Here is a 22026-nt window from a genome sequence, read left to right on the forward strand (position 1 = left end):
GTAGAAATGCGTTTGAATCGATGGATGACCTTTATCGGGATGGGGGCTATGCTTGCAAATAGTACTGTTTTGGCGGCAAATACCCCTATTCATGAACAATTGCAAGTACCTCAATGTCTTGCTGCAAAAATTGCTACTCCATATGAGGTTTTGGCAGAAAATAAAGAATTCAAAATTATAGACATTGCTGCCTCAGATATCGATTCACTAATTCGTTTGGCCGATCAATCAAACTGTGGTCGCTTTGTGAATGTAAGCCATCATATTCTGGGTTCGTTACTGCCTGCGAAAAAGCAGTCTGCCAAGTTAATTTTAAATAAAAAATCGATTAAGACTGTGCAACCACAGAGTTCATCTTATGAAATCAAGCACCAGGATGAAGTCAATACTGCCCTAGAGAAAGTCAACTCAGCAAATATAAGAAGTACATTGACTCATCTGACCTCTTTCCATAACCGCTCAGCGACTAAAGATACTGGAGTAGATGCGGCAAATTGGTTGAAAAAGTCATTTGAAGAGATGGCCGCGGCGAGTGGGCGAACTGATACAGCCACCTTTTTCGTGAAAACAGGTTCTTATTACAAACAACCCTCATTGGTTACCGTCATTGGTAAAGACATTAAGGCACCTGCTGTAGTGATAGGGGCCCATATGGATACCCTGGACGGGCGTATGCCTGGTGCAGGGGATGATGGAAGCGGCTCGTCTTCCATCATGGAAATGGCTCGGGTTTTACTGTCTTCTCAAACGACCTTTAAACGTCCCATCTATATCATATGGTATGCTGCGGAAGAGCGTGGGTTGGTCGGTTCTCAGTATGTCGTTGAGCACTTCATGGATAAATCAATCCCCGTCAAAGCAGCAATTCAGTTTGATATGACAGGGTATCGTGTTCAGGCTGAAGATCCCACCATGTGGGTTTTTACTGACTATACCGATAAAAAGTTAAGTAATTTTGTAGCTGATTTGATTAGTACCTATGTTCAGGTTCCAGTTGCTTATTCAGAATGCGGTTATGGCTGCAGCGATCATGCTTCTTGGGATGAAGTAGGTATTCCAGCAGCGTTCCCTTGCGAATCCAATTTTGAAGATCATAACCCTTACATTCATAGTTCTATGGATACTATGGACCGATTGAGTTTGGAACATATGACCAATTTCTCTAAATTGGCCGTTGCTTTCGCTATCGAAATGGCATCGGAGTAAGTCACCCATGCCTCTATTTCATGCGGATAGGGGCATCTAATTTTTTGGGAAATAATAATGAGCCAATCTATGTGTCATAAGATCAAGTTATTTCTAGCTCTTTTTTTATCTTTTACATTAAATGGCCTGTATTCTGTTACTCACGCAGCCAATAAAATGTTACTACCTCCATGGTACTTGTTAAATCATCAGTTAGTGGCCGCGCTAGATGCCGATCCTTGTGTCAAAGTAGGAGATTTAACAGGCGAAGGCATGGATATGGAAATAAAAATTAAAGTGTGCAAAGAGGATAAAGCACGCGCACTCGCCTATTTCATTAATCGGCAACATGACTTTGGTAATATGGTGGTTACAGTAAAGGTTTATACTGAGGAGTATAATCCCGTGGAAGCCATTGCTCCTACGACCATTAAAGAGACTGTAGATCTTCTGAATCAAGCGCTTAAAGGAAACAAATATTTTATAAAAGCAGGGATAGGCATAAGGCATCAAATGGAGACTGCCTATGCATTGTTTAGACCCATGATCATCCAGTATTATTCCGATGATATCAGTGACTGGTTTCTTAATACAAATGAAGTGGCCGCCAAAATTTTTGGTGCAGTGCTTCGCTTAGATCCCTACTCTGAAGATGCAATTAAGATATATCCGAGTACTGAAATGATTGAGGAAGCAAAATTCCATCAACAATAAATCATTTTCAATCGGTTTATTCCTGGATAGGGCCAAGGATGCATCCAGGGATAAATAGTACCAATTATATTTTATTGTTCGTCAATGGAGGGCAATGATACTCTTCCGTAACTTCATTATCAGAATTGACGGCTTGCAAAACGACTGGAAATTTCCATAACGAATAAAGATGTTTTAAAACATCAGGTGTTGTATTACCCAGCGGCACGCGGTTTTGTTGCGCATATCTTAATGTCATGGAACGATCACCTTGCAAGTCCACAGAATAAACTTGAATATCCGGTTCAAAATAGCCTAAATTATATTGTCGGGATAAGGCTTCTCTTATTTTTTGATATCCTGACTCATTATGAATGGCATTTACATAAAGATCGGGGCTGCGATCATCGTCCACGAGATGAAACAATTTTAAATCTCGAATTAATTTTGGAGATAAAAATTGGGCGATAAAGCTTTCATCCTTGAAATGTCGCATCGCATTATCCAGGCTATTGAGCCAATTTGTATTTGCAAGGTATGGAAACCATGCTTTATCTTCTTCAGTGGGATTTTCACAAATACGTTTAATGTCCTGCATCATATGATATCCCAGGGTATAAGGATTTATCCCATTATAGTAGGGACTATTATATGGAAGCTGCATGATCACATTGGTGTGGCTTTGTAAAATTTCCAGCATAAATTCATCAGTAACTAAACCCTCATCATATAAAGCATGCAAAAGGGTATAATGCCAAAAGCATGCCCAGCCTTCATTCATTACTTTGGTTTGGCCTTGAGGATAAAAATATTGGGCCATTTTACGGACAATACGTACAATCTCTCGCTGCCATGGTTCTAATAGGGGCGCATTTTTTTCGATAAAATACAAAATATTTTCCTGTGGTTCCTCGGGAAATTGTTTTTTCGTGGACATCTCCGTGATTTGTTTGCTTTGGGGAATAGTCCGCCACAATTCATTAATTTGAGATTGCATGTAAATTTCGCGATTTTGTTGGCGAATTTTTTCCTCTTGGATGGATAATGGGGTAGGATGCTTGTACCGATCGACACCATAGTTCATTAATGCATGACAGGCGTCCAAGATTGATTCCACTTCATTGATCCCATAACGTTGTTCACAATCACTGATGTATTTTCGTGCAAATACCAAATAATCGATGATGGCATCTGCTGAAGTCCACATTTTAAATAAATAATTATTTTTAAAAAAAGAATTATGGCCATAGCAAGCATGGGCAATGACTAAGGCTTGCATGGCCATGGTATTTTCTTCCATAAGGTATGAAATACAGGGATTAGAATTAATCACCAGTTCATATGCCAACCCCATTTGCCCACGTTTATAACTTTTCTCGACACTGACAAAATGTTTACCAAATGACCAATGATGATAGCCAATAGGCATACCCACAGAGGCATAAGCATCCATCATTTGCTCTGCAGTAATCACTTCGATTTGATTCGGGTAAGTTTCTAACTTGAAATCTTTGGCTATGCGTGCGATTTCCCGATCATAATCTTGTATTAATTCAAAGGTCCATTCTGCACCTGTTGATAAAGGCTTCTTTCTTCTCATGCAGTTTTCCTTTTAAAAAGCTCATGGAATACAGGGTATATATCGGCTACTGTATCAATATTCTCCATAGCAAAATTGGGATAAAGTTCTTTAACCAGTTGATACACTTCCCATAAACTTTGATGATGACGCGGCATGATTTCAATATAAGCAAAATATTGCAACAATGGCATAATTTTTTCTTGCAGTAATTCCTGGCAATAGGGTGAATCAGCATTCCAATTATCACCATCCGAAGCTTGTGCCACATAGATATTCCAAGCTTCTGGCGGATAACGTGATTCAATAATTGAATGTAGAAGTTCTAAGGCGCTTGAAACAACCGTACCTCCGGTTTCGCGGGAATAGAAAAACTCTTCTTCATTCACTTCTTTAGCAGACGTATGATGCCGAATAAATACGAGCTCTATCTTTTCATAATTTTTAGTAAGGAACATATACAGTAAAATGAAAAAACGTTTTGCAATATCTTTTTTAGCCTCATCCATGGAACCGGAAACGTCCATGACACAGAACATGACAGCCTGAGTAGAAGGAGAAGGGACACGAATACGAAAATTATACCTCAGATCAATCGTGTCAATAAAAGGTACGGTTTTTATCTTCTTTTTGAGGAACTCTATTTTTTTTTGTAAGTTTTTCAACGTGTCCGTATCAGGAACAGGCTGCTGGTTTAATTCTTCCAGCTCCTTTTCCGCTTCCTTCAATTGCCGTTTGTAGGGAGATGCTAAAGCGACCCGGCGGCCAGTGGCTTGTTTCATGGAGCGTAAGACATTAATGTTATTTGGTATGCCGCTGGTGGTTACACCAGCCCTTACTGTTTTAAAGGTACTGATTCGTGCTAATTCTTTTTTCACTAAATCTGGAAGTTCCAAATCTTCAAAGTACAGATCCAGGAATTCTTCACGAGACAGTTCAAAAACAAAATTATCCTCCCCTTCACCGCTGTCGCTGGCATCCGAGCCATCACCACCGCTTCCCGAACTCCCGCTAGGCCGTCTAATTCTATCCCCAGCAATAAAATTGTCATTTCCAGGCAATACACGTTCTATATGTCCACCTTGACCGCGGTGAAACATGGGCTCTGAAATGTCTTTAGCAGGAATCGTAATTTGCTCGCCCTGATCTATTTCGGTAATACTTCTCTTACCAACTGCATCGGAAACAGCACGCTTGATCTGATTTTTATAACGGCGAAGAAAGCGCTGACGATTCACCGTACTTTTTTTACCTGCATTTTGCCGTCTATCAATCAATTGAGACATAATGAGCCCCACAAAAAATCTTTCGTTCTGCACCTGTTTATAGTTTGAATATGTCCTAAAACCAACACAAGAAAGCATACATTAGGTGCTTCAACCCTAACTAAAATAGTCAGTCCCTTAGCTTCCCCTCATCGGAGCGGGAGAATCTATTTGTTATTGTGACTTACGTACTCGCAAATACCATTCGCAAAGTAATCGTACTTGTTTGCGGGTATATCCTTTATCCACCATGCGAGAGATAAACTCTTCATGTTTTTTCTTGTCATCTTCAGAGGCTTTCGCATTAAAGGAGATAACAGGTAATAAGTCTTCAGTGTTGGTGAACATTTTTTTCTCGATCACTGATCTTAATTTTTCATAACTGTTCCATACTGGGTTTTTACCACGGTTATTTGCTCGTGCTCGCAAAACGAAATTCACAACTTCATTACGAAAGTCTTTGGGATTGGATATTCCAGCAGGCTTTTCAATTTTTTCTAATTCTTGATTCAATAGTGCGCGATCAAAAATCTCACCAGTATCCGGATCACGGTAATCTTGGTCCTGAATCCAAAAGTCGGCATAGGTGATGTAGCGGTCAAATATATTTTGTCCATATTCTGAATAAGATTCCAAATAGGCTGTCTGGATTTCCTTACCTATAAATTCTACATATTTGGGGGCCAAATATTCTTTAATAAAGGCTAAATAATTTTCTTGTATTTCTTGAGGAAATTGCTCCTGTTCAATTTGTCTTTCCAACACATACATTAAATGAACTGGATTTGCAGCAACTTCGCTATGATCGAAATTAAATACTTTTGATAAAATTTTGAAAGCAAAACGGGTTGATACACCGCTCATTCCTTCATCGACACCGGCAAAATCTCGATATTCCTGGTAAGATTTAGCTTTAGGATCGGTATCTTTTAAACTTTCGCCATTGTATACCCGCATCTTGGAATAAATACTTGAGTTTTGAGGTTCTTTCAAACGTGTTAAGACTGAAAATTGAGCCAACATATCCAAAGTACCAGGGGCGCATTGAGCATGGGTTAGTGAACTGTTATCAATCAGTTTTTGATAAATTTTAATTTCTTCAGAAACGCGTAAACAATAAGGTACTTTGACGATATTGATACGATCGATAAATGCTTCATTATTTTTATTATTGCGAAAGGTTTGCCATTCGGATTCATTTGAATGCGCCAGGATGATACCCTCAAAGGGGATTGAGGATAACCCTTCTGTTGCATTGTAGTTCCCTTCTTGAGTTGCGGTTAATAAGGGATGCAACACTTTTATTGGCGCTTTAAACATTTCGACAAACTCTAAAAGGCCACGGTTTGCGCGGCATAGTCCGCCAGAGTAACTATATGCATCAGGATCATCTTGTGAATGTTCTTCCAATTTTCGGATATCCACTTTACCGACCAGAGAAGAAATATCCTGGTTATTTTCATCTCCAGGTTCAGTCTTGGCTACAGCAATTTGTTTTAAACGGGATGGTCTTACTTTAACTACCCTGAATTTACTGATGTCACCATTAAATTCATGTAACCGCTTCACTGCCCAGGGAGACATTAGATAACGTAAGTATCTTGAAGGAATCCCAAAACGCTCTCTAAGTAATTCAGCATCTTCAACTGGATTAAATAATGACAGCGGAGATTCAAATACCGGTGAGCCTTTTATGGCATAAAAAGGTATTTTCTCCATTAAATCTTTTAATTTTTCAGCAATAGAGGATTTACCGCCTCCTACGGGACCCAAGAGGTAAAGCACCTGTTTTGTTTCTTCAAGTCCTTGAGCGGCATGCTTTAGAAACCCTACTATCTGTTCAATGGGTTCTTCCATACCATAGAAATCGGCAAATACATTATAACGTGGAATAATTTTATTCGAAAAAAGCCTTGATAGGACAGGGTCATGGCGCGTATCTACCATTTCAGGCTCGCCTATTGCCATTAACAAGCGTTCTGCTGGATTGGCATAAGCAGAAGGATCATTTTTACACAGTTCCAGGTATTCCTCCAAACTCATTTCTTCTTCTTTGTTATCGACAAAGCGTTTGGTATAACTGGTTAAAAAGTCTTGAGTATTCATATGCCATCCCCTTTAATCCTTGGAAGGATATATTTGTTTCTTTACATTTATTGCATTTTTCCCTGAAAAGCAATAAATGGTTTCCAGCTAACTTCGTATTACTTAAAGATTGACCTAAGAAGTTACCCCTTTATAATCATTATAGGCTAAACTAACAAAATTTTTATATATAACTCAATAAACTTAATGCATTTTCATAGGATGTACTACTCATGCCTAACACAACCGTTTATTTAAAAAACTACCAGCCTCCTTTTTTTTCAATAGAGACTGTGGATTTAAATTTTGATCTCTATGACGATCATGCTCTGGTACATAGTGAACTTAAATTAATCAGGCAACACGAAGGCCCTCTGCATTTATATGGTGATGAGCTTGAATTAATCAGTGTGCATATGAATGGCCAAAAATTGGAGACGTCTGAATATAAGGCCGATCCTGAGTCACTGATTATCGAAAATTGTCCCGATGAGTTCACATTAGCCATAGTAACGCGGATTTATCCTCAAAAAAATACCCAATTATCAGGACTTTACCGCTCAAATCATCTGTTTTGCACCCAATGTGAAGCAGAAGGTTTTCGAAGGATAACCTATTTCTTGGATCGTCCTGACGTTCTAGCGATATATACAACGCGAATTTCAGCCGATAAAAAACAATATCCCATTTTATTATCCAATGGAAATTTAATTGATTCAGGCGTAACCGATGATGGACGTCATTGGGTAGTTTGGAATGATCCTTTTAAAAAACCCTCTTATTTATTTGCTTTGGTGGCTGGAGATTTGGCATGCGTCTGCGATCAATTCGTCACCTGTTCTAATCGCCCAATTGATTTAAGGATATATGTTGAACCAGGCAATGAGGACAGATGTGCCCATGCTATGGAATCTTTAAAAAATTCCATGCGCTGGGATGAAGAGGTCTATGGACGCGAATATGATTTAGATATTTTTATGATTGTCGCTGTGAGTGATTTCAACATGGGCGCAATGGAGAATAAAGGTTTAAATGTTTTTAATTCCAAATACATTCTGGCTCGGCCAGATACTGCAACAGATCAGGATTTTGCAGATGTTGAAGGAGTCGTTGCTCATGAGTATTTCCATAACTGGACTGGTAATCGAGTTACATGCCGCGATTGGTTTCAGCTCAGTTTGAAGGAAGGATTAACTGTTTTTCGCGATCAAGAGTTTTCTCGGGATATGAACTCTCGGGATGTGAATCGAATTATGGACGTTAAAGCCTTACTTAATGCCCAATTTCCTGAAGATGCCGGTGCAATGGCGCACCCTGTCCGCCCAGAATCGTATGAAGAAATCAATAATTTTTATACCGCGACGATTTATAATAAAGGTGCGGAAGTCATACGCATGCAACATACGCTTTTAGGTAAGGCAGGTTTTCGAAAGGGAATGGATTTATATTTTAAACGCCATGATGGCCAGGCAGTTACCATCGATGATTTCGTCGGGGCGATGGAAGATGCAAATGGAGTGGACTTAACTCAATTCAAACGGTGGTACAGTCAGGCAGGAACCCCGGAAGTAACCGTTACCAGTGAGATGAAAAAAGGCAAGCTGATTTTAAAAATGAAACAACATTGTCCGCCAACCCCGGAGTGCAAAGAGAAGAAACCTTTTCATATTCCCATCCGGGTTGCTTTATATGATAAACAGGGACATCAGATAGCCATTGAGAGGGACATTATCGAATTGAAAGAAGAGGAACAAATTGTTACTTTTGACAATTTGCATGATAAACCCATTGTTTCTTTATTACGCGAGTTTTCTGCACCTGTAAAATTAAAATATAATTTAAGCCAGGAAGAATTACTTTTTTTATTGAAACATGAAGAGGACGGTTATGCCAAATGGAATGCAGCACAAAGTTTAATTCTAAAGTGTATTCAAAATTGTTTGATTGAACCTTCCAATAAATGGCTAATTCCTGCTGATCTCATTTCTGCTTTGCAACATGTATTGCTTGATGATTCATTAGATGCTTCTCTAAGAGCAGAATTATTAATTCCTCCAGGTTTTGAAGACATAGCCAATCAGTTGGAAATTGTGGATGTAGGCACCGTAGAAAACATCAGGGATTTTCTTCACCAGCAATTAGGATGGTATTTGTATGACACAGCCCATTCCCTCTATAAGCAATTATGGCAAATGGAAGATCATCGCATGAATGGACCTGCCTATGGCCGCAGAAAATTACGTAATGTATGCTTGTGGCTTATGATGAAAGCTAAAGAGGCCAGTGCTATGGAAGTATGTCAAAAGCAGTTCATGACGGCCCAGACCATGACTGATCAAATCGCAAGTTTTTCCTTACTTGTCAATTGCACCAACCAGGGATTAAGGGAACAAGCCATCGATGATTTTTATAAACAATGGTCTAAAGATGATCTGGTCTTGGATAAATGGTTTGCAATCCAAGCGACCAGTGAGCTCCCAGAGACTTTAACCCACGTCAAAGTTTTATTACAACATGGAGCTTTTAGTATAAAAAATCCCAATAAAGTACGTTCCTTAATTGGAGCATTCTGTATGGCGAATCCCAGAAATTTTCATGCACTCGATGGAAGTGGTTATCAATTTTTAACAGACATGCTGATTACGGTGGATAAAATCAACCCACAAATTGCAGCGCGCCTAGCAAATCCCTTTACCCGCTGGAAACGTTATGATAAGGCGCGTCAGGATTTGATGCGGCATCAATTACACCAATTGGCAAAGTTAGATTTATCGCGTGACCTGGCGGAAGTCATATCAAAAAGTTTAATTGAGGCGGATTAAAATTTATAGTAGCCGGGGTATGACCCAGGCTACTTTTTTTATTTTTTAAACTATCGGCAATACCGCGTATCATTTCATGGAAAATATCGCTAGTTCCTTAATAATCTGCCCTTGCGCATTCGCTATCCCGACCCCAATTTCAGAGACATGCTGCTGAATTTGCGTCGAATGGGATTGGTTATATTTGGATATCAATTTGAATAACTGCAAAAATAAAGCACTTTTCTGTTGGTCGTTTAAATGTTCTGCGGAGAAGATAGATAAGTGCGGATTAAAATAATCCAGTACAGTAGGACTCCCATATTGACTGAATAAAGTTTTACGAACAGGATCATGTGCTGCCCAGGCCGGTATCACCGCATTTAAATCTCGGAGAGGAGCCAATTCAATTAAAACTTTCTTACTTAAATCTTTTATCGTGTGGTTACTTGTTACACCCAACATGAGGTATCCGCTGCGTTCTGGAATGAATTTAGAAGTCGAGATAGAAAATGAGTGTTGATGCTGGACTAATTTCTTTACTTTACGGATTATTTCCGGTATTTGCTTGGGATGATAATTTGCCAAATATAAGGTCACATGCAATGGGTATTTTTCTAGATAAGGAATAATTTCATATTGTTTGTAATTTTCATTCTGGGATAAATATAAATTTAAATTTTGAATTACAGATTGAATCGGGTTATCTGGCTTAAGTTTTAAATAGACGTTAATTGAGAGACTTTTAGCTTGAGAAGAATTGGCAATCAAGCAACAAATAACCCCAATGAGGAGGATGAAGTGACTCAACGTTTTGCAGTTATTGGCAATCCCATTGCCCATAGTTTATCTCCTATAATTCATCAGTGCTTTGCGAAACAAGTGAACGTACAACTGATGTACGAAAAAATTCAAGGCGATGAGGCCTCTTTCGAGGAACAAGTATCTGATTTTTTTGCTCAGGATGGCAAGGGGATGAATGTGACGCTGCCTTTCAAACAGCGCGCTTTTGCTATGGCAAAAAATTGCAGTGAACGTTGCCTAAAAGCTGGAGCTGCAAATACTTTATGGATGGAAGCAAATCAATTGCATGCTGATAATACCGATGGGATTGGTTTGGTTCGAGATATTACACGATATATTGAATTGGCGGGGAAGCGCCTATTAATTTTAGGGGCTGGGGGCGCGGCACGTGGAATTATTTATCCCTTATTGGAAAATACACCCCAGGAGATAGTGGTAACCAATCGTACTTTATCTAAAGCAGAGGAATTTCAACGCGCTTTTCCTCAAATTAGGAGATTGCCGTTAAATGAGATCAATGAAGAATTTGATGTTGTGATCAATGCAACTTCTGCTGGATTAGCAGGAGAATTTATTGCTTTATCTGAAGCATGCTTGGCAGCAAAACCTTTCTGTTATGATTTATCTTACAAACAAAACGGAATAACTGCGTTTGTTCAATATGCCAAAGAATCAAATTGTGTTGCTGTGGATGGTTTAGGGATGTTGGTAGAACAAGCTGCGGAAGCATTTTTTATTTGGCATGGGATGATGCCTGAAACGCAAGAGGTATTAACTTTTTTGCGCCAGTCTATGTCAACCTGAAATCCATTATTTTTTGTAAATGATAAATAATTTCGGAACTGTAGGTTTTTTTATAATATTTGGCCATATCCGCGCGCTTGGATACTTCTCTCATCGATTAGAATGAAGAATGAATTTGTAGGATGGATTCCCGCCTGCGCGGGAATGACAGGTATAAGTGTATTAATTAAATTATCAATTTTGTGTCCATTGGCATTCTTTAGTTAAATTGATGTCATTCTTCGCCTAAGTTGAAGGACAAGAACTTATATCGTGAAATTATGTCATTCCCGCGCAGGCGGGAATCCATAATTGATAGCACAATATTTTAAAGGAAGAGTCCCGCTCAAGGCAGAGATGATTTTTTGAAGTATTGATTATCACTTAGCTGGGAAGAACGATATAGGAACAGATATTCACTAAAAACTACTCAAAAAAAGCAATAATTTCTTTTGCATTATTCATCGTGTCTTGAAAACCAAGCTCAAGTAATTCTCTGGTGTAATCACTTTCAAAGAGCACAAAACTTAACAAATCACCACTATGCCTTTTTTCTCCTAAAATATTGAGAAGGTAACGAAGCAAAGTAGGCAATGCTTTAAAGTGGGATTGCGCTAAGGGTGCTAAATCCCTACTGGGACGAATATGCAATGTGGTAATGGGACGCCATGGCGAGCGACGTTTTTTCCAAATGGACAGGAGCATGGCAATTTCATTCATTCGATTAACCATCTCAATGTCGCGATCTAGATTGTCCAAAAAAAGGGCATTGAGCATGTTCCCAAAAATATGGGAAAAAGGGATGTCGTCGTCATTACGCAAATTATCGTGATCAACAAATGTAGGTAATGCACGAGTACCTAGAATAAGAATTTTGTCTACCTCAAAACGAATGGAACCACGAAGGGGGGCAGCCAGACCCACACTTCCATCTCCATAGTGAAAGCCATCAAGCAATACTGTTGGAAAGAATAAGGGCAATGCACTGGAAGCTAGTATATGCTCTGCCTGGAAACTAACGCGTTTGCTGCCATGGCGTGGATAATTCCAGTCTGTAAACTCCGGATTATTATGTTCGTAAAAAGAAATGGTCTGGCGTGTTTCGTAACAACTACTGATTATTTCTAAGGTTTCAAGATAGCCATCATTTATATTTTGCGCGATTTTGGTGAAATCTAATCCAGTTTCAACCATTTCCTTAAGCGGGGAAGTGTCAAGTAAATGAGCTGCTTGTCTTTGTTTAAGCATCATCGTGCTCATATTACGCATCACCGATTTACCCAGTTCAAAATTACTTGCTTTATATACGTGCTGGCAGTGAATTTCACTCCAAATGGTCTCAAGTTTATCAATGGCAGACGGGAAATCCTCGGCATTTTCTGCAAGTACTGCTGCATTGATACTTCCCACACTCACGCCACTGACCATTTCAAAAGGCAAAGTTTTTACTTGTAAGATATGACAAATAGCTTTCAGAACGCCAGCTTGATAGGCCCCCCGAGCACCACCACCTGCCAAATAAAGAGCTTTTTTAGACATAATGATTATAATTTTCGCATTCGTTAGGTTTCTATGTGGAAATATAGTTGAGTTTCTATAGGATTAGCAAGTTATTAATTGATTGTAAAAAAAATCACCACAAGGTTAAAAAAGATGTTATATTATGCGATTTTATCCACAATGAATAAATGGTAGACAATGTGAGAGAGTTTGAGATTGCTAACATTTTGTCTGAAGCAACTGAAAGACTTGAGAAGATACAATGTCCAATTGAATATAAATCTATAAGGAATTTTAAAAAAAAGAATAAAAAATATTCAAAATTTATCCTGTTTTTATCCCATATTATTAAAACTACAGGTGACTCAGGCAAGGCAATGTTGCAGATTGATTCATCAATTAGAACTTTTAATGATATTACGCCTTCTCATTCACTTAAGTTTGGGCTAAATATAGGCGCAATTGTACTTTCTTCTTTAGATTTTTTTCTCATTCCTGCAATTTATCTTTCTTGTTACCTTTTAGATGGAAAAGCGCCAATCAGTTGGAGTAATAATGCTCGCTGGCTGTATTCCGCATTGTTGTTAGCACTGACTATAACCGCCCTGTGTGTTCCTGCGATAGCAGTAGCAATTGCCTTTACAACCGCTTCATTTTCTTTAGCTTTAAGTATATTTCTAATCGGCCAAACGCTAGGTAAATGGTACGGATTATTCAAAGAAAAAAAGACGATTAAAAAATTGAGGCGTCATGCAGAACTTGAAATGGAAGATATTCAGCTTGAGGCTGCTCTGATCCATCAAGATTTAAAAAAAATCAACACGGAACAGGAGCTCTTTAAAGTTTGCGAACAAATTGCATTTTTAGAGGAACGCTCTATCAAGCAAAAGGAATTACTCATGAAGCTCAGCTTAAAAGAAACCAAATTAGGAAAAAAAATAAAAAAAACCGGATTTTTACCATTATTGGATAAAAGTGTGGGACTGAGTTTGTCTATATTGGGTATGGTTGGACTTATTGTATCTTTATATTTTCCTATGGCAGGATTAGGAATTATAACGGCAGTATCAGTCATTTCGCTGTTGTACCTGATTGCTCGCTTTGCTTTACCTTTAATTCAATCAGTTGGAAAGTGGATTTTAAGTAAGTTGCCACTAGGAGACTGCAAAAATACCTCAAATAATGAATTGAAACAAACTTGTGAATTGAATCAAGAGCTTTCAACGGACTCTATGCTAACTCGTTTTTTTGGTAGTAAAAAAATTGCCAAGAAATATCTTAATAAAGAAGATGATGATTTCTCGCTATCTGGTACGCAATCCCTATTTCAATGCGCTGATGGACTCACGATAGAAAAAGACAAGAGTTGTCCAGTTCTATTGGGGCTGATACTTTAATAAATAGATGCAGTAAATTTTACCTTCCCGTTCATATTAATATTTTTTAACACAGCCAATATGTTTCATTTAAGTAAAAACCTCATTGCAAAAAACTCAAAACTCCTTTAATTTAAAATTTTACCCACCTTAAAGGAATAAATTCATGGTGAACATCCTTCGCGAACAGCCTCGTGCATTTCACATGATTTTTCTATTGGAATTATGGGAACGTTTTGGGTTTTATACTGTTCAAGGGATTTTGGCTTTGTTTTTTATTCGTTATTTAGGTTATAACGAAACCATTTCATACTATACATTCGGTGCTTATTCAGCTTTAGTGTATGGCATGGTAGTTATTGGGGGGTATTTAGGAGATAGAATTTTAGGAACCAAAAGGACGATAGTCCTTGGGCTTATCACTTTAGCAGCAGGCTATTTTTCTTTAGCAGTGACAGATAAAGAACATGTATTTTTGGCCTTGGGCATAATTTGTGTAGGAAACGGTTTATTTAAGGCAAATCCCTCAAATTTACTTGCTAAGTGTTATGAGGAAAACGACCCCCGTTTGCATGGTGGCTTTACTTTGTATTACATGGCAATCAACTTAGGTAGTATGATTGCATTATTTGCAGGACCTGCGATTTCAAGCCGTTACGGTTATTCTTATGCTTATATGATGAGCGCTATCGGTTTATCTATTGGATTAGCCAATTATTGGTTCCAACACCAATTTGTAGCGCATATTAATACGGAATCTGACCAACGAAAAATATCGTTCATTCAATGGTTTTTGATTTTAATGGGCATATTTTTTTTAACGGAGTGTTCCGCATATTTATTACAACACGTGATGATTGCTAAAAATTTATTTTGGCTTATTACCATTGTGGTTATTATTTATTATTTGTTTATGGCACGCAAAGAAACCAAAGCAGCAAGAATGCGAATGTTAGTTGCCCTGATACTAATGTTGGAAGCGATTATTTTCTTCACTTTATATCAACAAATGCCAACCTCTTTAAATTTATTTGCCGTAAATAATGTAGTGCCTATTTTTTTTGGCATCACCATTGATGCGCAAAGCTTTCAAGCACTAAATCCAATATGGATTGTGATCATGAGTCCTGTGTTGGCCTATTTTTATAATTTTCTGAATAAAAAAGGAATTGGATTTTCTATTCCTTATAAATTTTCTTTAGGCATGACTATGTGTGGCTTGAGCTTTTTAATGCTCTTCTTTGCCCGCTATTTCTATAGCGAACAAGGTATGGTTTCTTCCTGGTGGCTCATTATCAGTTATTTATTTCAAAGCCTTGGTGAATTGTTGGTTTCGGCACTCGGGGTGGCAATGGTAGCCGAACTGGTGCCTGCACAAATTGCAGGGTTTGTTATGGGAATGTGGTTCTTAACTTCCGCAATAGCTGGATTTATCGGGGCGAGCGTTGCATCCTACACAGCGTTACCTGAACAGATTAAACCAGGAGTCGAATCTTTGATGATTTATACTCATGTATTTGCATGTATCGGAATCGTTACATTATTGATTTCCTTATGCATGTGGTTGGTATCACCAAGGTTGAGCCGTTTTATCGCAGTAAAAAAGCCATCTGACTTGCACCAGGAAATAAAAGAAGCCGAATACTCTGTATCAAGATGTTTTATGATTCAAACGGATTAAGCGGCTTCAGATCTAAATGCGTGATGCTGTTTTGATATTGCTAGAAGTGTACAAGGTGGCACATACTTAAATGTTAACCTAAACTCTTGAAGAATTTAGGTTAACTCGCTTTGTAGTCTATCTCCAATGGCGATGACCCAAATTCCAGGCGCTACCATGCCAACCACCACCATGCCAACGCCAGTTATTGCCTCCCCAATAACCCCAGTTACGATGGTGACGGCCCCAGCCAGTATAGTATCTAGGATAAATTGAATAACCTGAGTAATAGGAGTAAGGATAACCGCTGTAATATGAGGGATAATAGCTGGAATAATAGTAACTTCCAGGAGTAGCTGTTGTAACATAACAACCGCTGAGAAGAAGTGTAGGTACAAACACTAGAACTGCGATAATAAGCTTTTTCATGATCGCTTCCTTAGTTAATGTTCGCACATTAATTATACTCTAAGGTCATATTTAATTCAAAAAAGTTATATTTAAATCATATAGTGATGAAAAATCTTTTTACTTCAAGCTCTTAGCTAATTTAAATTGGATAAAGCATGTTCACATCGGTAAACTTTATTTGTACTATCACGAATTCTAACGGAATAAACGATACATTAAATTCGAGCAATGAAAATTGAAGTCAGTCAGCACTCTCAAAATTTAATAAAAAAATATTTATTAGCATCTGGCGTATCTTCCTACGAAATGCCCTCTATATCGATCATCGATCTGAATACCCTGATTGATTTATTAACCGTAGAGCAAACTAAAAAAATTAATCAACCAAAAAGACTTCAACAAAAAAACGAGTATATTCTTGCCTCATTACAAGCCTCTTTATTATCTGATCTCCTCCTTTTGGAGAGGAGAGATCATGTTGTTGTGCCTGGTGCAAATAAAAATTCAAGTAAAGACAAAATCAAATTCATACTACTTACCTTGGCGGGTATTCTGGTAGCAGCTTGCCAGGGATTTGATGGCATTGTGACCATGCTCAGTATTTTTAGCCTGCCATCCCTGATAATTTTAGGAGCTGGTTTTGCTTTTTCATTGATATCAGTCATTGTTTTTTGTGGATTTGATTTAGTAAAAGTTTCTAACGCGTTAGGGGTAAAACTGAGTGAAGCTTATAAATTGTTAGATACCTATTTATTGCAGCTACAATTGATCAAAGAACTACGAGAAACACTGGATGGTTATGATCTTTCTGTGTTATCCGCCACCGCCTTAAAAGAACAGATGCAGATTGTTTCCTTATTGAAAGAACGATTTAAATCTATTACCAAAGCAAGTGAACAATTTGAAAAGGCACTTCATAGCGAAAAAATAAAAACAGTGAAACGATTCATATCGGGCATTTCGGCATTTCTCTTCTTTGGGGGCGGTTTTTTTAGCGGCCAATCAGTAGCTCTTTTTTTAGCAAGTCTCATCGTAAATTCACTTATTCCTGCTTTTTGGCCTGTTACTCTATTTAGTATCCTGGTGGGTTTGGCCGCATTCAGCCTTTATTGGTTTGTTGAGCGCCCTTCTTTAGATAAACTGGTCAGCAGTTGGTTTGGCTTAAATGAGGAGAATGTAGAGAAATTGTGTGATGAGGCTTCAATAAAAAAGGAAGCTGAAAAATTAGAACGTTTAGAACACAAGATTAAATTGGTTTCAGAATTGACGAATAAAGTATCCTATTTGGAGCATATGATTTATGAAGAACAAATGGATCACTCTCCCATGCTTACAGAAAAAAGCGTTGAAGTAAAAGATGAAATCATGACGCACAGCTTATTTACTTTTTTCAAGGTGCAACAACCGCTCAGCACCTCTTTGGTTTCTTCAATCGATGATGAATATACAGATGAGAGCGTATGTTGTTTTATCTAATATTTTAAAATTTATATTTCTAAAATATCTTTTACAAATGGAATGGTTATCTTTCTCTGCGCTGCAAGAGATGCATCATCTAATCGATTGAGTATTAATTGTAAATCATGCATATTCCGGGAGCATCTGTTTAAAAGAAATTGGCACACAGTGACCGGTAAATCAAATCCTCTTTTGAAAGCTTGACGTCTCAAAGTTTCAATTTTATCTTCATCATTGAGTTCCATTAAATGGATGACTAAGCCCCAACTTAATCTGGAACGTAAATCAGCAAGTTGTATGGGAATAGTCGCAGGAGATTGATTGCCAGAGATAATTAAAATGCTTTTTTCCATATCTTTTATTCTATTATAAAAATGGAATAAAGCTTCTTCCCATTTAGAATCCTTTGCTATGACATCAATATCGTCGATACAGATTAATTCTTGTTCTTCCAATCCCTCAATAGCTTGGGGTCCCCATTCTTTAAGAAGGGACAAAGGGAGATATATTGCAGATTGGGATTTGGTATATTGGCAGCATGCCTGTAATAAATGGCTTTTGCCACTACCTATATTGCCCCAGAGATAAAGAAGCCGCTCCTCCTGATGTAAGAGCATGTTATGCAATTGCTGTTGTAATAATTGATTGCTTCCCCAATTAAAGTCGGATAAATTCGCTTCGTCTTTTAATTTAATCGCTAAGGACAACTGCTTGTTCATTATGAGGGTTCTTTTTTAGGCCATGCTTTTCTGCCCCAAGTCCAAATATAGTCTATATATGTAATTGCGGTAGTCAGTGTTGTTAAAATAATCAAAACATTGAGCAAATAGGGAGGAAATTCAAAATAGGCTAACTCAAATAAACAAGAAGTCACCAAGGTTAATTGTAAGGCAGTATTAATTTTACTAAGCAGGGTGGGTTGAAAATCTAGTTTACGGCGAATAAATTGATACCAGGCAAGCACTCCCAGTGATATGGTTAAATCTCTAAGAAATACCAGAATGACTAGCCACCAGGGTAATACACCAATTAAAGCTAAAGAAATAAAGCTGGAAGCTATCAGTAATTTATCGGCCATAGGATCTACAAAAGACCCAAAAAAACTCTGCCAATTGAAGCTTCTGGCTAAAAAACCGTCCAAACCATCACTTAAGCCAGCAAATATAAATAAATAAAATGCAATAGAATACTCATGTTTATATAAATAAAACAAGAAAGGCGCGATGATGATCAGCCGCAATAAAGTCAGAGCATTTGGTATGTATTTTAATATCATAGGCCATACGATAAATTTTAATTATCCCTTTTGACCAGCACCTTTCAACAGGATTATAGGAATGGTTTTTTGAAGGGAAGTATTTTTATAAAGTCTAGTGTATACAATACTGTTAATTCTGTCACTTATGTTTCTCTTCATTTTTACGATATATAATGAAGGTATTGCCAATCATCTGTACAAGTTCTGCATGCAGTTGATCGCACAATTCAACCGCCATGTTCAACCTGTCTTCTTTCTCGGCTCCATTGATTTTTACTTTTATTAATTCGTGTGATAGTAATGCAATGTCTGTTTCTGCCTTAACAGCCTCTGTTAAACCTTTAGCGCCAAGAAGCACAACAGGTTTTAGATGATGGGCTTGAGCTTTTAGTGCTTTTTTGAATGCGGTATCCACTGTATTTATTCCTTAATTTCACTCCAATTATATTATAAGATTAGAGAATGAATAATAAATGGTAAATTATTGCACGTTTTGCTGGGAAAAGGTAGTAAAATTCAGTATCATAGATCTAATTGATACTTGATACGAATTTATGAAGCGTACTAAAAGCAGTAAGCGATGGTTGCAAGAGCACTTTGATGATGTTTATGTAAAAAAGGCACAAGCAGAAGGATACCGCAGCCGCGCTATATATAAGCTAAAAGAAGTCGATGAAAAAGAATCTTTAATAAAACCAGGAATGACCGTGGTTGATCTTGGAGCGGCTCCTGGAGGATGGACTCAGTATCTTTCTGAGCGGATGCAGGGCCGCGGACATATCATTGCTCTGGATATTTTGCCCATGGATACTTTGCCTGATGTGCATTTTATTCTTGGTGATTTCCGGGAAGAGGACGTATTGCAAAAACTAATGGATGTAATCCCTAATCACGGCGTTGACTTGATTTTATCCGATATGGCCCCAAATTTAAGTGGTAACACTGCAATTGATATTCCTAGAGCCATGTATTTAGTGGAGTTGGCTTTTGATTTTGCGGAAAAAATGCTAAAACCAGGTGGCTCTATGTTAATTAAAATATTTCATGGCGCAGGCTTTGATGATTTGATTAAACAGGCTAGATCTTCTTTTGAAAAAGTAGTGATTCGCAAGCCTTTAGCTTCTCGTGCTCGCTCAAAAGAAACCTATTTGCTGGCAAAGGGATACAATTTATAGTAACTTTATGATCTAAGAATTTCGATCATATAAATAAAAGCTGTACGTCACTAACGAGGTTAATACTTTGAACGACATGGTTAAGAATTTATTTTTATGGCTGATTATAGCAATCGTGCTTGTGTCAGTTTTCAGTAATTTTGGCCCAAGGAACTCGGTTGCTGAAAAACTGTCTTACAGTCAATTTCTGAAAGAAGTCGATCAAGGTATGGTTAACTCAGTCACAATTGAGGATGATAAAATCATCAAGGGGATGACCAAGAATAATAAACGATTTGTGACTTACATGCCCATGCAAGACAATGCTTTATTGGGTGAGTTATTAAAAAGCAAAGTCGATGTAAGCGGCCAAGAAAAACAGCAAGAAAGTTTCCTTCTCCACTTATTTATTAATTGGTTCCCCATGCTGCTTTTAATTGGGGTTTGGGTATTTTTTATGCGCCAAATGCAAGGCGGGGGTGGGCGCGGTGCCATGTCATTTGGCCGTTCCAGAGCGCGCTTGCTCGGTGAGGACCAGGTTAAGGTCACTTTTGCTGATGTTGCTGGAGTTGATGAAGCAAAAGACGAAGTGAAGGAATTAGTTGATTTTCTACGTGATCCTACCAAGTTCCAGAACTTGGGCGGACGCATTCCTCGAGGCGTTTTATTAGTAGGTTCTCCAGGAACAGGTAAAACGCTTTTAGCTCGAGCGGTTGCAGGTGAAGCTAAAGTACCATTCTTCACTATTTCAGGTTCAGACTTTGTTGAGATGTTTGTCGGCGTGGGTGCCTCCCGTGTTCGCGATATGTTTGAGCAGGCTAAGAAACATGCACCCTGCATCATTTTCATCGATGAAATTGATGCTGTAGGTCGACATCGAGGAGCTGGCCTTGGTGGTGGACACGATGAGCGTGAACAAACATTAAACCAATTACTAGTTGAAATGGATGGTTTCGAAGGAAGCGAAGGCGTTATTGTTGTTGCCGCTACAAACCGTCCTGATGTTTTAGATCCAGCCTTGCTACGTCCTGGACGATTCGATCGCCAGGTAGTCGTTCCTTTACCGGACATTCGGGGGCGTGAACAAATTTTAAGGGTACATTTGCAAAAAGTTCCAGTTGATGGTGCTGTCGACATCATGGCAATTGCCCGAGGTACCCCAGGCTTTTCTGGAGCAGATTTGGCAAATCTGGTGAATGAAGCTGCTTTATTTGCTGCACGAGCAAATAAGCGTAAGGTCACTATGACTGAGCTGGATAAAGCGAAAGACAAAATCATGATGGGCGCAGAGAGACGCTCTATGGTTATGGATGACAATGAGAAAAAACTGACTGCATACCATGAAGCAGGCCATGCCATCGTCGGATTATCTGTACCAGAACACGATCCAGTTTATAAAGTTTCCATCATACCTCGTGGCCGTGCTCTTGGCGTGACCATGTTTTTACCAGAACAAGATAGGTATAGCCATAGTAAACGTCGTCTTGAAAGCCAATTATCCAGTTTGTTTGGCGGTCGTATCGCCGAAGAACTTATTTTTGGTCCAGAAAGCGTGACGACGGGTGCATCAAATGACATCATGCGTTCTACTGAAATAGCACGTAAAATGGTTACTTCCTGGGGATTGTCAACGTTAGGTCCGCTTACGTTTGGTGAAGAGGAAGAGGAAGTATTCTTGGGCCGTTCAATGAATAAACACAAAGAAATGTCTGACAGAACGGCACAGCAAATTGATGATGAAGTGAGAGCCATCATTGATAGAAACTACAAACGCGCTAAAGAAATTTTGGTTACCAATATGGATAAATTGCACTTAATGGCTCAAAGTCTAATTAAATATGAGACCATTGATCTCAGGCAAATACAAGAGATAATGTCTGGCAAAGAACCTACTCCACCGGAAGATTGGGGTTCGTCAAAACCTCTGGATGGCGCTGAGGTGATAAGTCCTTCTTCAGAAAAACCGACAGAACATGAAGTTAGTGTCAATCCTGCTGAAGAGCACTAAATTTTT

The 22026-nt window shown here is 38.4% G+C and carries 18 protein-coding genes; 9 read left to right on the top strand and 9 right to left on the bottom strand.

Features of this window, described 5'->3' with window-relative positions:
- Positions 1–6: 6 nt before the first annotated feature.
- Together lapA and BU07_RS0114175 are read left to right on the top strand one after the other, a co-directional pair.
- Positions 7–1206 (top strand): aminopeptidase LapA, encoded by a 1200-nt coding sequence (gene lapA / locus BU07_RS0114170; RefSeq protein ID WP_031567114.1) that lies wholly within the window; start codon positions 7–9, stop codon positions 1204–1206.
- Between the two features lie 69 nt (positions 1207–1275).
- The gene (locus BU07_RS0114175; RefSeq protein WP_242601889.1) at positions 1276–1899 is read left to right on the top strand and encodes a group-specific protein; all 624 of its coding nucleotides are present in this window, start codon (positions 1276–1278) and stop codon (positions 1897–1899) included.
- Between the two features lie 64 nt (positions 1900–1963).
- Here the strand turns inward: BU07_RS0114175 and BU07_RS0114180 are convergent, their stop codons facing one another.
- The 3 genes from BU07_RS0114180 to BU07_RS0114190 all read right to left on the bottom strand — a co-directional run bounded on the left by BU07_RS0114180 (position 1964) and on the right by BU07_RS0114190 (position 6828).
- Positions 1964–3478 (bottom strand): SpoVR family protein, encoded by a 1515-nt coding sequence (locus BU07_RS0114180; RefSeq protein WP_031567118.1) that lies wholly within the window; start codon positions 3476–3478, stop codon positions 1964–1966.
- Positions 3475–4743, bottom strand: a complete 1269-nt coding sequence (locus BU07_RS0114185; protein ID WP_031567121.1) for a YeaH/YhbH family protein — start codon at positions 4741–4743, stop codon at positions 3475–3477. The genes BU07_RS0114180 and BU07_RS0114185 overlap by 4 nt, the downstream gene beginning before the upstream one ends.
- Before the next feature lie 153 nt (positions 4744–4896).
- Complete coding sequence (locus BU07_RS0114190; RefSeq protein WP_031567123.1) at positions 4897–6828, bottom strand: PrkA family serine protein kinase; 1932 nt, start codon at positions 6826–6828, stop codon at positions 4897–4899.
- A 212-nt stretch (positions 6829–7040) separates the two neighbouring features.
- Between BU07_RS0114190 and pepN the strand changes: the two genes are divergently transcribed.
- Complete coding sequence (pepN, locus tag BU07_RS0114195) at positions 7041–9629, top strand: aminopeptidase N (RefSeq protein ID WP_031567127.1); 2589 nt, start codon at positions 7041–7043, stop codon at positions 9627–9629.
- Between the two features lie 69 nt (positions 9630–9698).
- On the opposite strand, the gene BU07_RS0114200 is transcribed toward pepN, so the two are convergent.
- Entirely contained in the window at positions 9699–10451 is a 753-nt protein-coding gene (locus tag BU07_RS0114200; protein WP_115262245.1) for a 2'-5' RNA ligase family protein, read from the bottom strand.
- Between BU07_RS0114200 and aroE the strand changes: the two genes are divergently transcribed.
- Positions 10410–11216 carry a shikimate dehydrogenase gene (aroE, locus tag BU07_RS0114205; protein WP_031567130.1) on the top strand — a complete coding sequence of 269 codons (807 nt, stop codon included), beginning with the start codon at positions 10410–10412 and terminating at the stop codon, positions 11214–11216. The two genes, BU07_RS0114200 and aroE, sit on opposite strands and share 42 nt — an antisense overlap.
- A 405-nt stretch (positions 11217–11621) precedes the next feature.
- Here the strand turns inward: aroE and BU07_RS0114210 are convergent, their stop codons facing one another.
- A complete protein-coding gene (locus BU07_RS0114210; protein ID WP_031567132.1) occupies positions 11622–12734 on the bottom strand; it encodes a patatin-like phospholipase family protein in 1113 nt (370 codons plus the stop codon).
- A gap of 338 nt (positions 12735–13072) precedes the next feature.
- Between BU07_RS0114210 and BU07_RS0114215 the strand changes: the two genes are divergently transcribed.
- Both BU07_RS0114215 and BU07_RS0114220 read left to right on the top strand, forming a co-directional pair.
- Positions 13073–14092: a hypothetical protein gene (locus BU07_RS0114215; protein ID WP_133134470.1), complete on the top strand. Its 1020-nt coding sequence runs from the start codon at positions 13073–13075 to the stop codon at positions 14090–14092.
- 145 nt (positions 14093–14237) lie between these two features.
- Positions 14238–15752 carry an oligopeptide:H+ symporter gene (locus tag BU07_RS0114220; protein ID WP_031567138.1) on the top strand — a complete coding sequence of 505 codons (1515 nt, stop codon included), beginning with the start codon at positions 14238–14240 and terminating at the stop codon, positions 15750–15752.
- Between the two features lie 117 nt (positions 15753–15869).
- Here BU07_RS0114220 and BU07_RS0114225 read toward each other — a convergent pair whose 3' ends face one another.
- Complete coding sequence (locus BU07_RS0114225) at positions 15870–16160, bottom strand: hypothetical protein (RefSeq protein ID WP_084157896.1); 291 nt, start codon at positions 16158–16160, stop codon at positions 15870–15872.
- Positions 16161–16370: 210 nt separating this feature from the next.
- On the opposite strand from BU07_RS0114225, the gene BU07_RS0114230 reads away from it, so the two are divergent.
- A complete protein-coding gene (locus BU07_RS0114230) occupies positions 16371–17618 on the top strand; it encodes a hypothetical protein (protein ID WP_031567142.1) in 1248 nt (415 codons plus the stop codon).
- Between the two features lie 11 nt (positions 17619–17629).
- Here the strand turns inward: BU07_RS0114230 and hda are convergent, their stop codons facing one another.
- From hda to yhbY, 3 genes are all read right to left on the bottom strand, one after another.
- Positions 17630–18319 (bottom strand): DnaA regulatory inactivator Hda, encoded by a 690-nt coding sequence (gene hda, locus BU07_RS0114235; protein WP_031567145.1) that lies wholly within the window; start codon positions 18317–18319, stop codon positions 17630–17632.
- Positions 18319–18876: a CDP-alcohol phosphatidyltransferase family protein gene (locus BU07_RS0114240; RefSeq protein ID WP_031567146.1), complete on the bottom strand. Its 558-nt coding sequence runs from the start codon at positions 18874–18876 to the stop codon at positions 18319–18321. Before BU07_RS0114240 ends, hda begins: the two co-directional genes overlap by 1 nt.
- 121 nt (positions 18877–18997) lie before the next feature.
- Entirely contained in the window at positions 18998–19273 is a 276-nt protein-coding gene (gene yhbY, locus BU07_RS0114245) for a ribosome assembly RNA-binding protein YhbY (RefSeq protein WP_031567149.1), read from the bottom strand.
- A gap of 139 nt (positions 19274–19412) precedes the next feature.
- Here yhbY and rlmE point away from each other — a divergent pair, with 139 nt between their 5' ends.
- Both rlmE and ftsH read left to right on the top strand, forming a co-directional pair.
- Positions 19413–20033, top strand: a complete 621-nt coding sequence (rlmE, locus tag BU07_RS0114250; RefSeq protein ID WP_031567152.1) for a 23S rRNA (uridine(2552)-2'-O)-methyltransferase RlmE — start codon at positions 19413–19415, stop codon at positions 20031–20033.
- A gap of 76 nt (positions 20034–20109) precedes the next feature.
- Positions 20110–22020, top strand: coding sequence for an ATP-dependent zinc metalloprotease FtsH (gene ftsH, locus BU07_RS0114255; RefSeq protein WP_031567154.1), 1911 nt, complete (start codon positions 20110–20112; stop codon positions 22018–22020).
- Positions 22021–22026: the final 6 nt, after the last annotated feature.

Source organism: Legionella wadsworthii DSM 21896 = ATCC 33877, from assembly GCF_000701265.1.
GTDB lineage: Bacteria > Pseudomonadota > Gammaproteobacteria > Legionellales > Legionellaceae > Legionella > Legionella wadsworthii.

Excerpts from the sequence above, each read along its gene's own strand:
- BU07_RS0114240 (WP_031567146.1), bottom strand. The coding sequence starts at position 18,876 with ATGATATTAAAATACATACCAAATGCTCTGACTTTATTGCGGCTGATC.
- BU07_RS0114215 (WP_133134470.1), top strand. The coding sequence starts at position 13,073 with ATGTTGCAGATTGATTCATCAATTAGAACTTTTAATGATATTACGCCT.
- BU07_RS0114230 (WP_031567142.1), top strand. The coding sequence starts at position 16,371 with ATGAAAATTGAAGTCAGTCAGCACTCTCAAAATTTAATAAAAAAATAT.
- pepN (WP_031567127.1), top strand. The coding sequence starts at position 7,041 with ATGCCTAACACAACCGTTTATTTAAAAAACTACCAGCCTCCTTTTTTT.
- BU07_RS0114200 (WP_115262245.1), bottom strand. The coding sequence starts at position 10,451 with ATGGGCAATGGGATTGCCAATAACTGCAAAACGTTGAGTCACTTCATC.
- BU07_RS0114180 (WP_031567118.1), bottom strand. The coding sequence starts at position 3,478 with ATGAGAAGAAAGAAGCCTTTATCAACAGGTGCAGAATGGACCTTTGAA.
- BU07_RS0114185 (WP_031567121.1), bottom strand. The coding sequence starts at position 4,743 with ATGTCTCAATTGATTGATAGACGGCAAAATGCAGGTAAAAAAAGTACG.
- BU07_RS0114190 (WP_031567123.1), bottom strand. The coding sequence starts at position 6,828 with ATGAATACTCAAGACTTTTTAACCAGTTATACCAAACGCTTTGTCGAT.
- lapA (WP_031567114.1), top strand. The coding sequence starts at position 7 with ATGCGTTTGAATCGATGGATGACCTTTATCGGGATGGGGGCTATGCTT.
- ftsH (WP_031567154.1), top strand. The coding sequence starts at position 20,110 with ATGGTTAAGAATTTATTTTTATGGCTGATTATAGCAATCGTGCTTGTG.
- rlmE (WP_031567152.1), top strand. The coding sequence starts at position 19,413 with ATGAAGCGTACTAAAAGCAGTAAGCGATGGTTGCAAGAGCACTTTGAT.
- BU07_RS0114220 (WP_031567138.1), top strand. The coding sequence starts at position 14,238 with ATGGTGAACATCCTTCGCGAACAGCCTCGTGCATTTCACATGATTTTT.
- BU07_RS0114175 (WP_242601889.1), top strand. The coding sequence starts at position 1,276 with ATGTGTCATAAGATCAAGTTATTTCTAGCTCTTTTTTTATCTTTTACA.
- BU07_RS0114210 (WP_031567132.1), bottom strand. The coding sequence starts at position 12,734 with ATGTCTAAAAAAGCTCTTTATTTGGCAGGTGGTGGTGCTCGGGGGGCC.
- hda (WP_031567145.1), bottom strand. The coding sequence starts at position 18,319 with ATGAACAAGCAGTTGTCCTTAGCGATTAAATTAAAAGACGAAGCGAAT.
- BU07_RS0114225 (WP_084157896.1), bottom strand. The coding sequence starts at position 16,160 with ATGAAAAAGCTTATTATCGCAGTTCTAGTGTTTGTACCTACACTTCTT.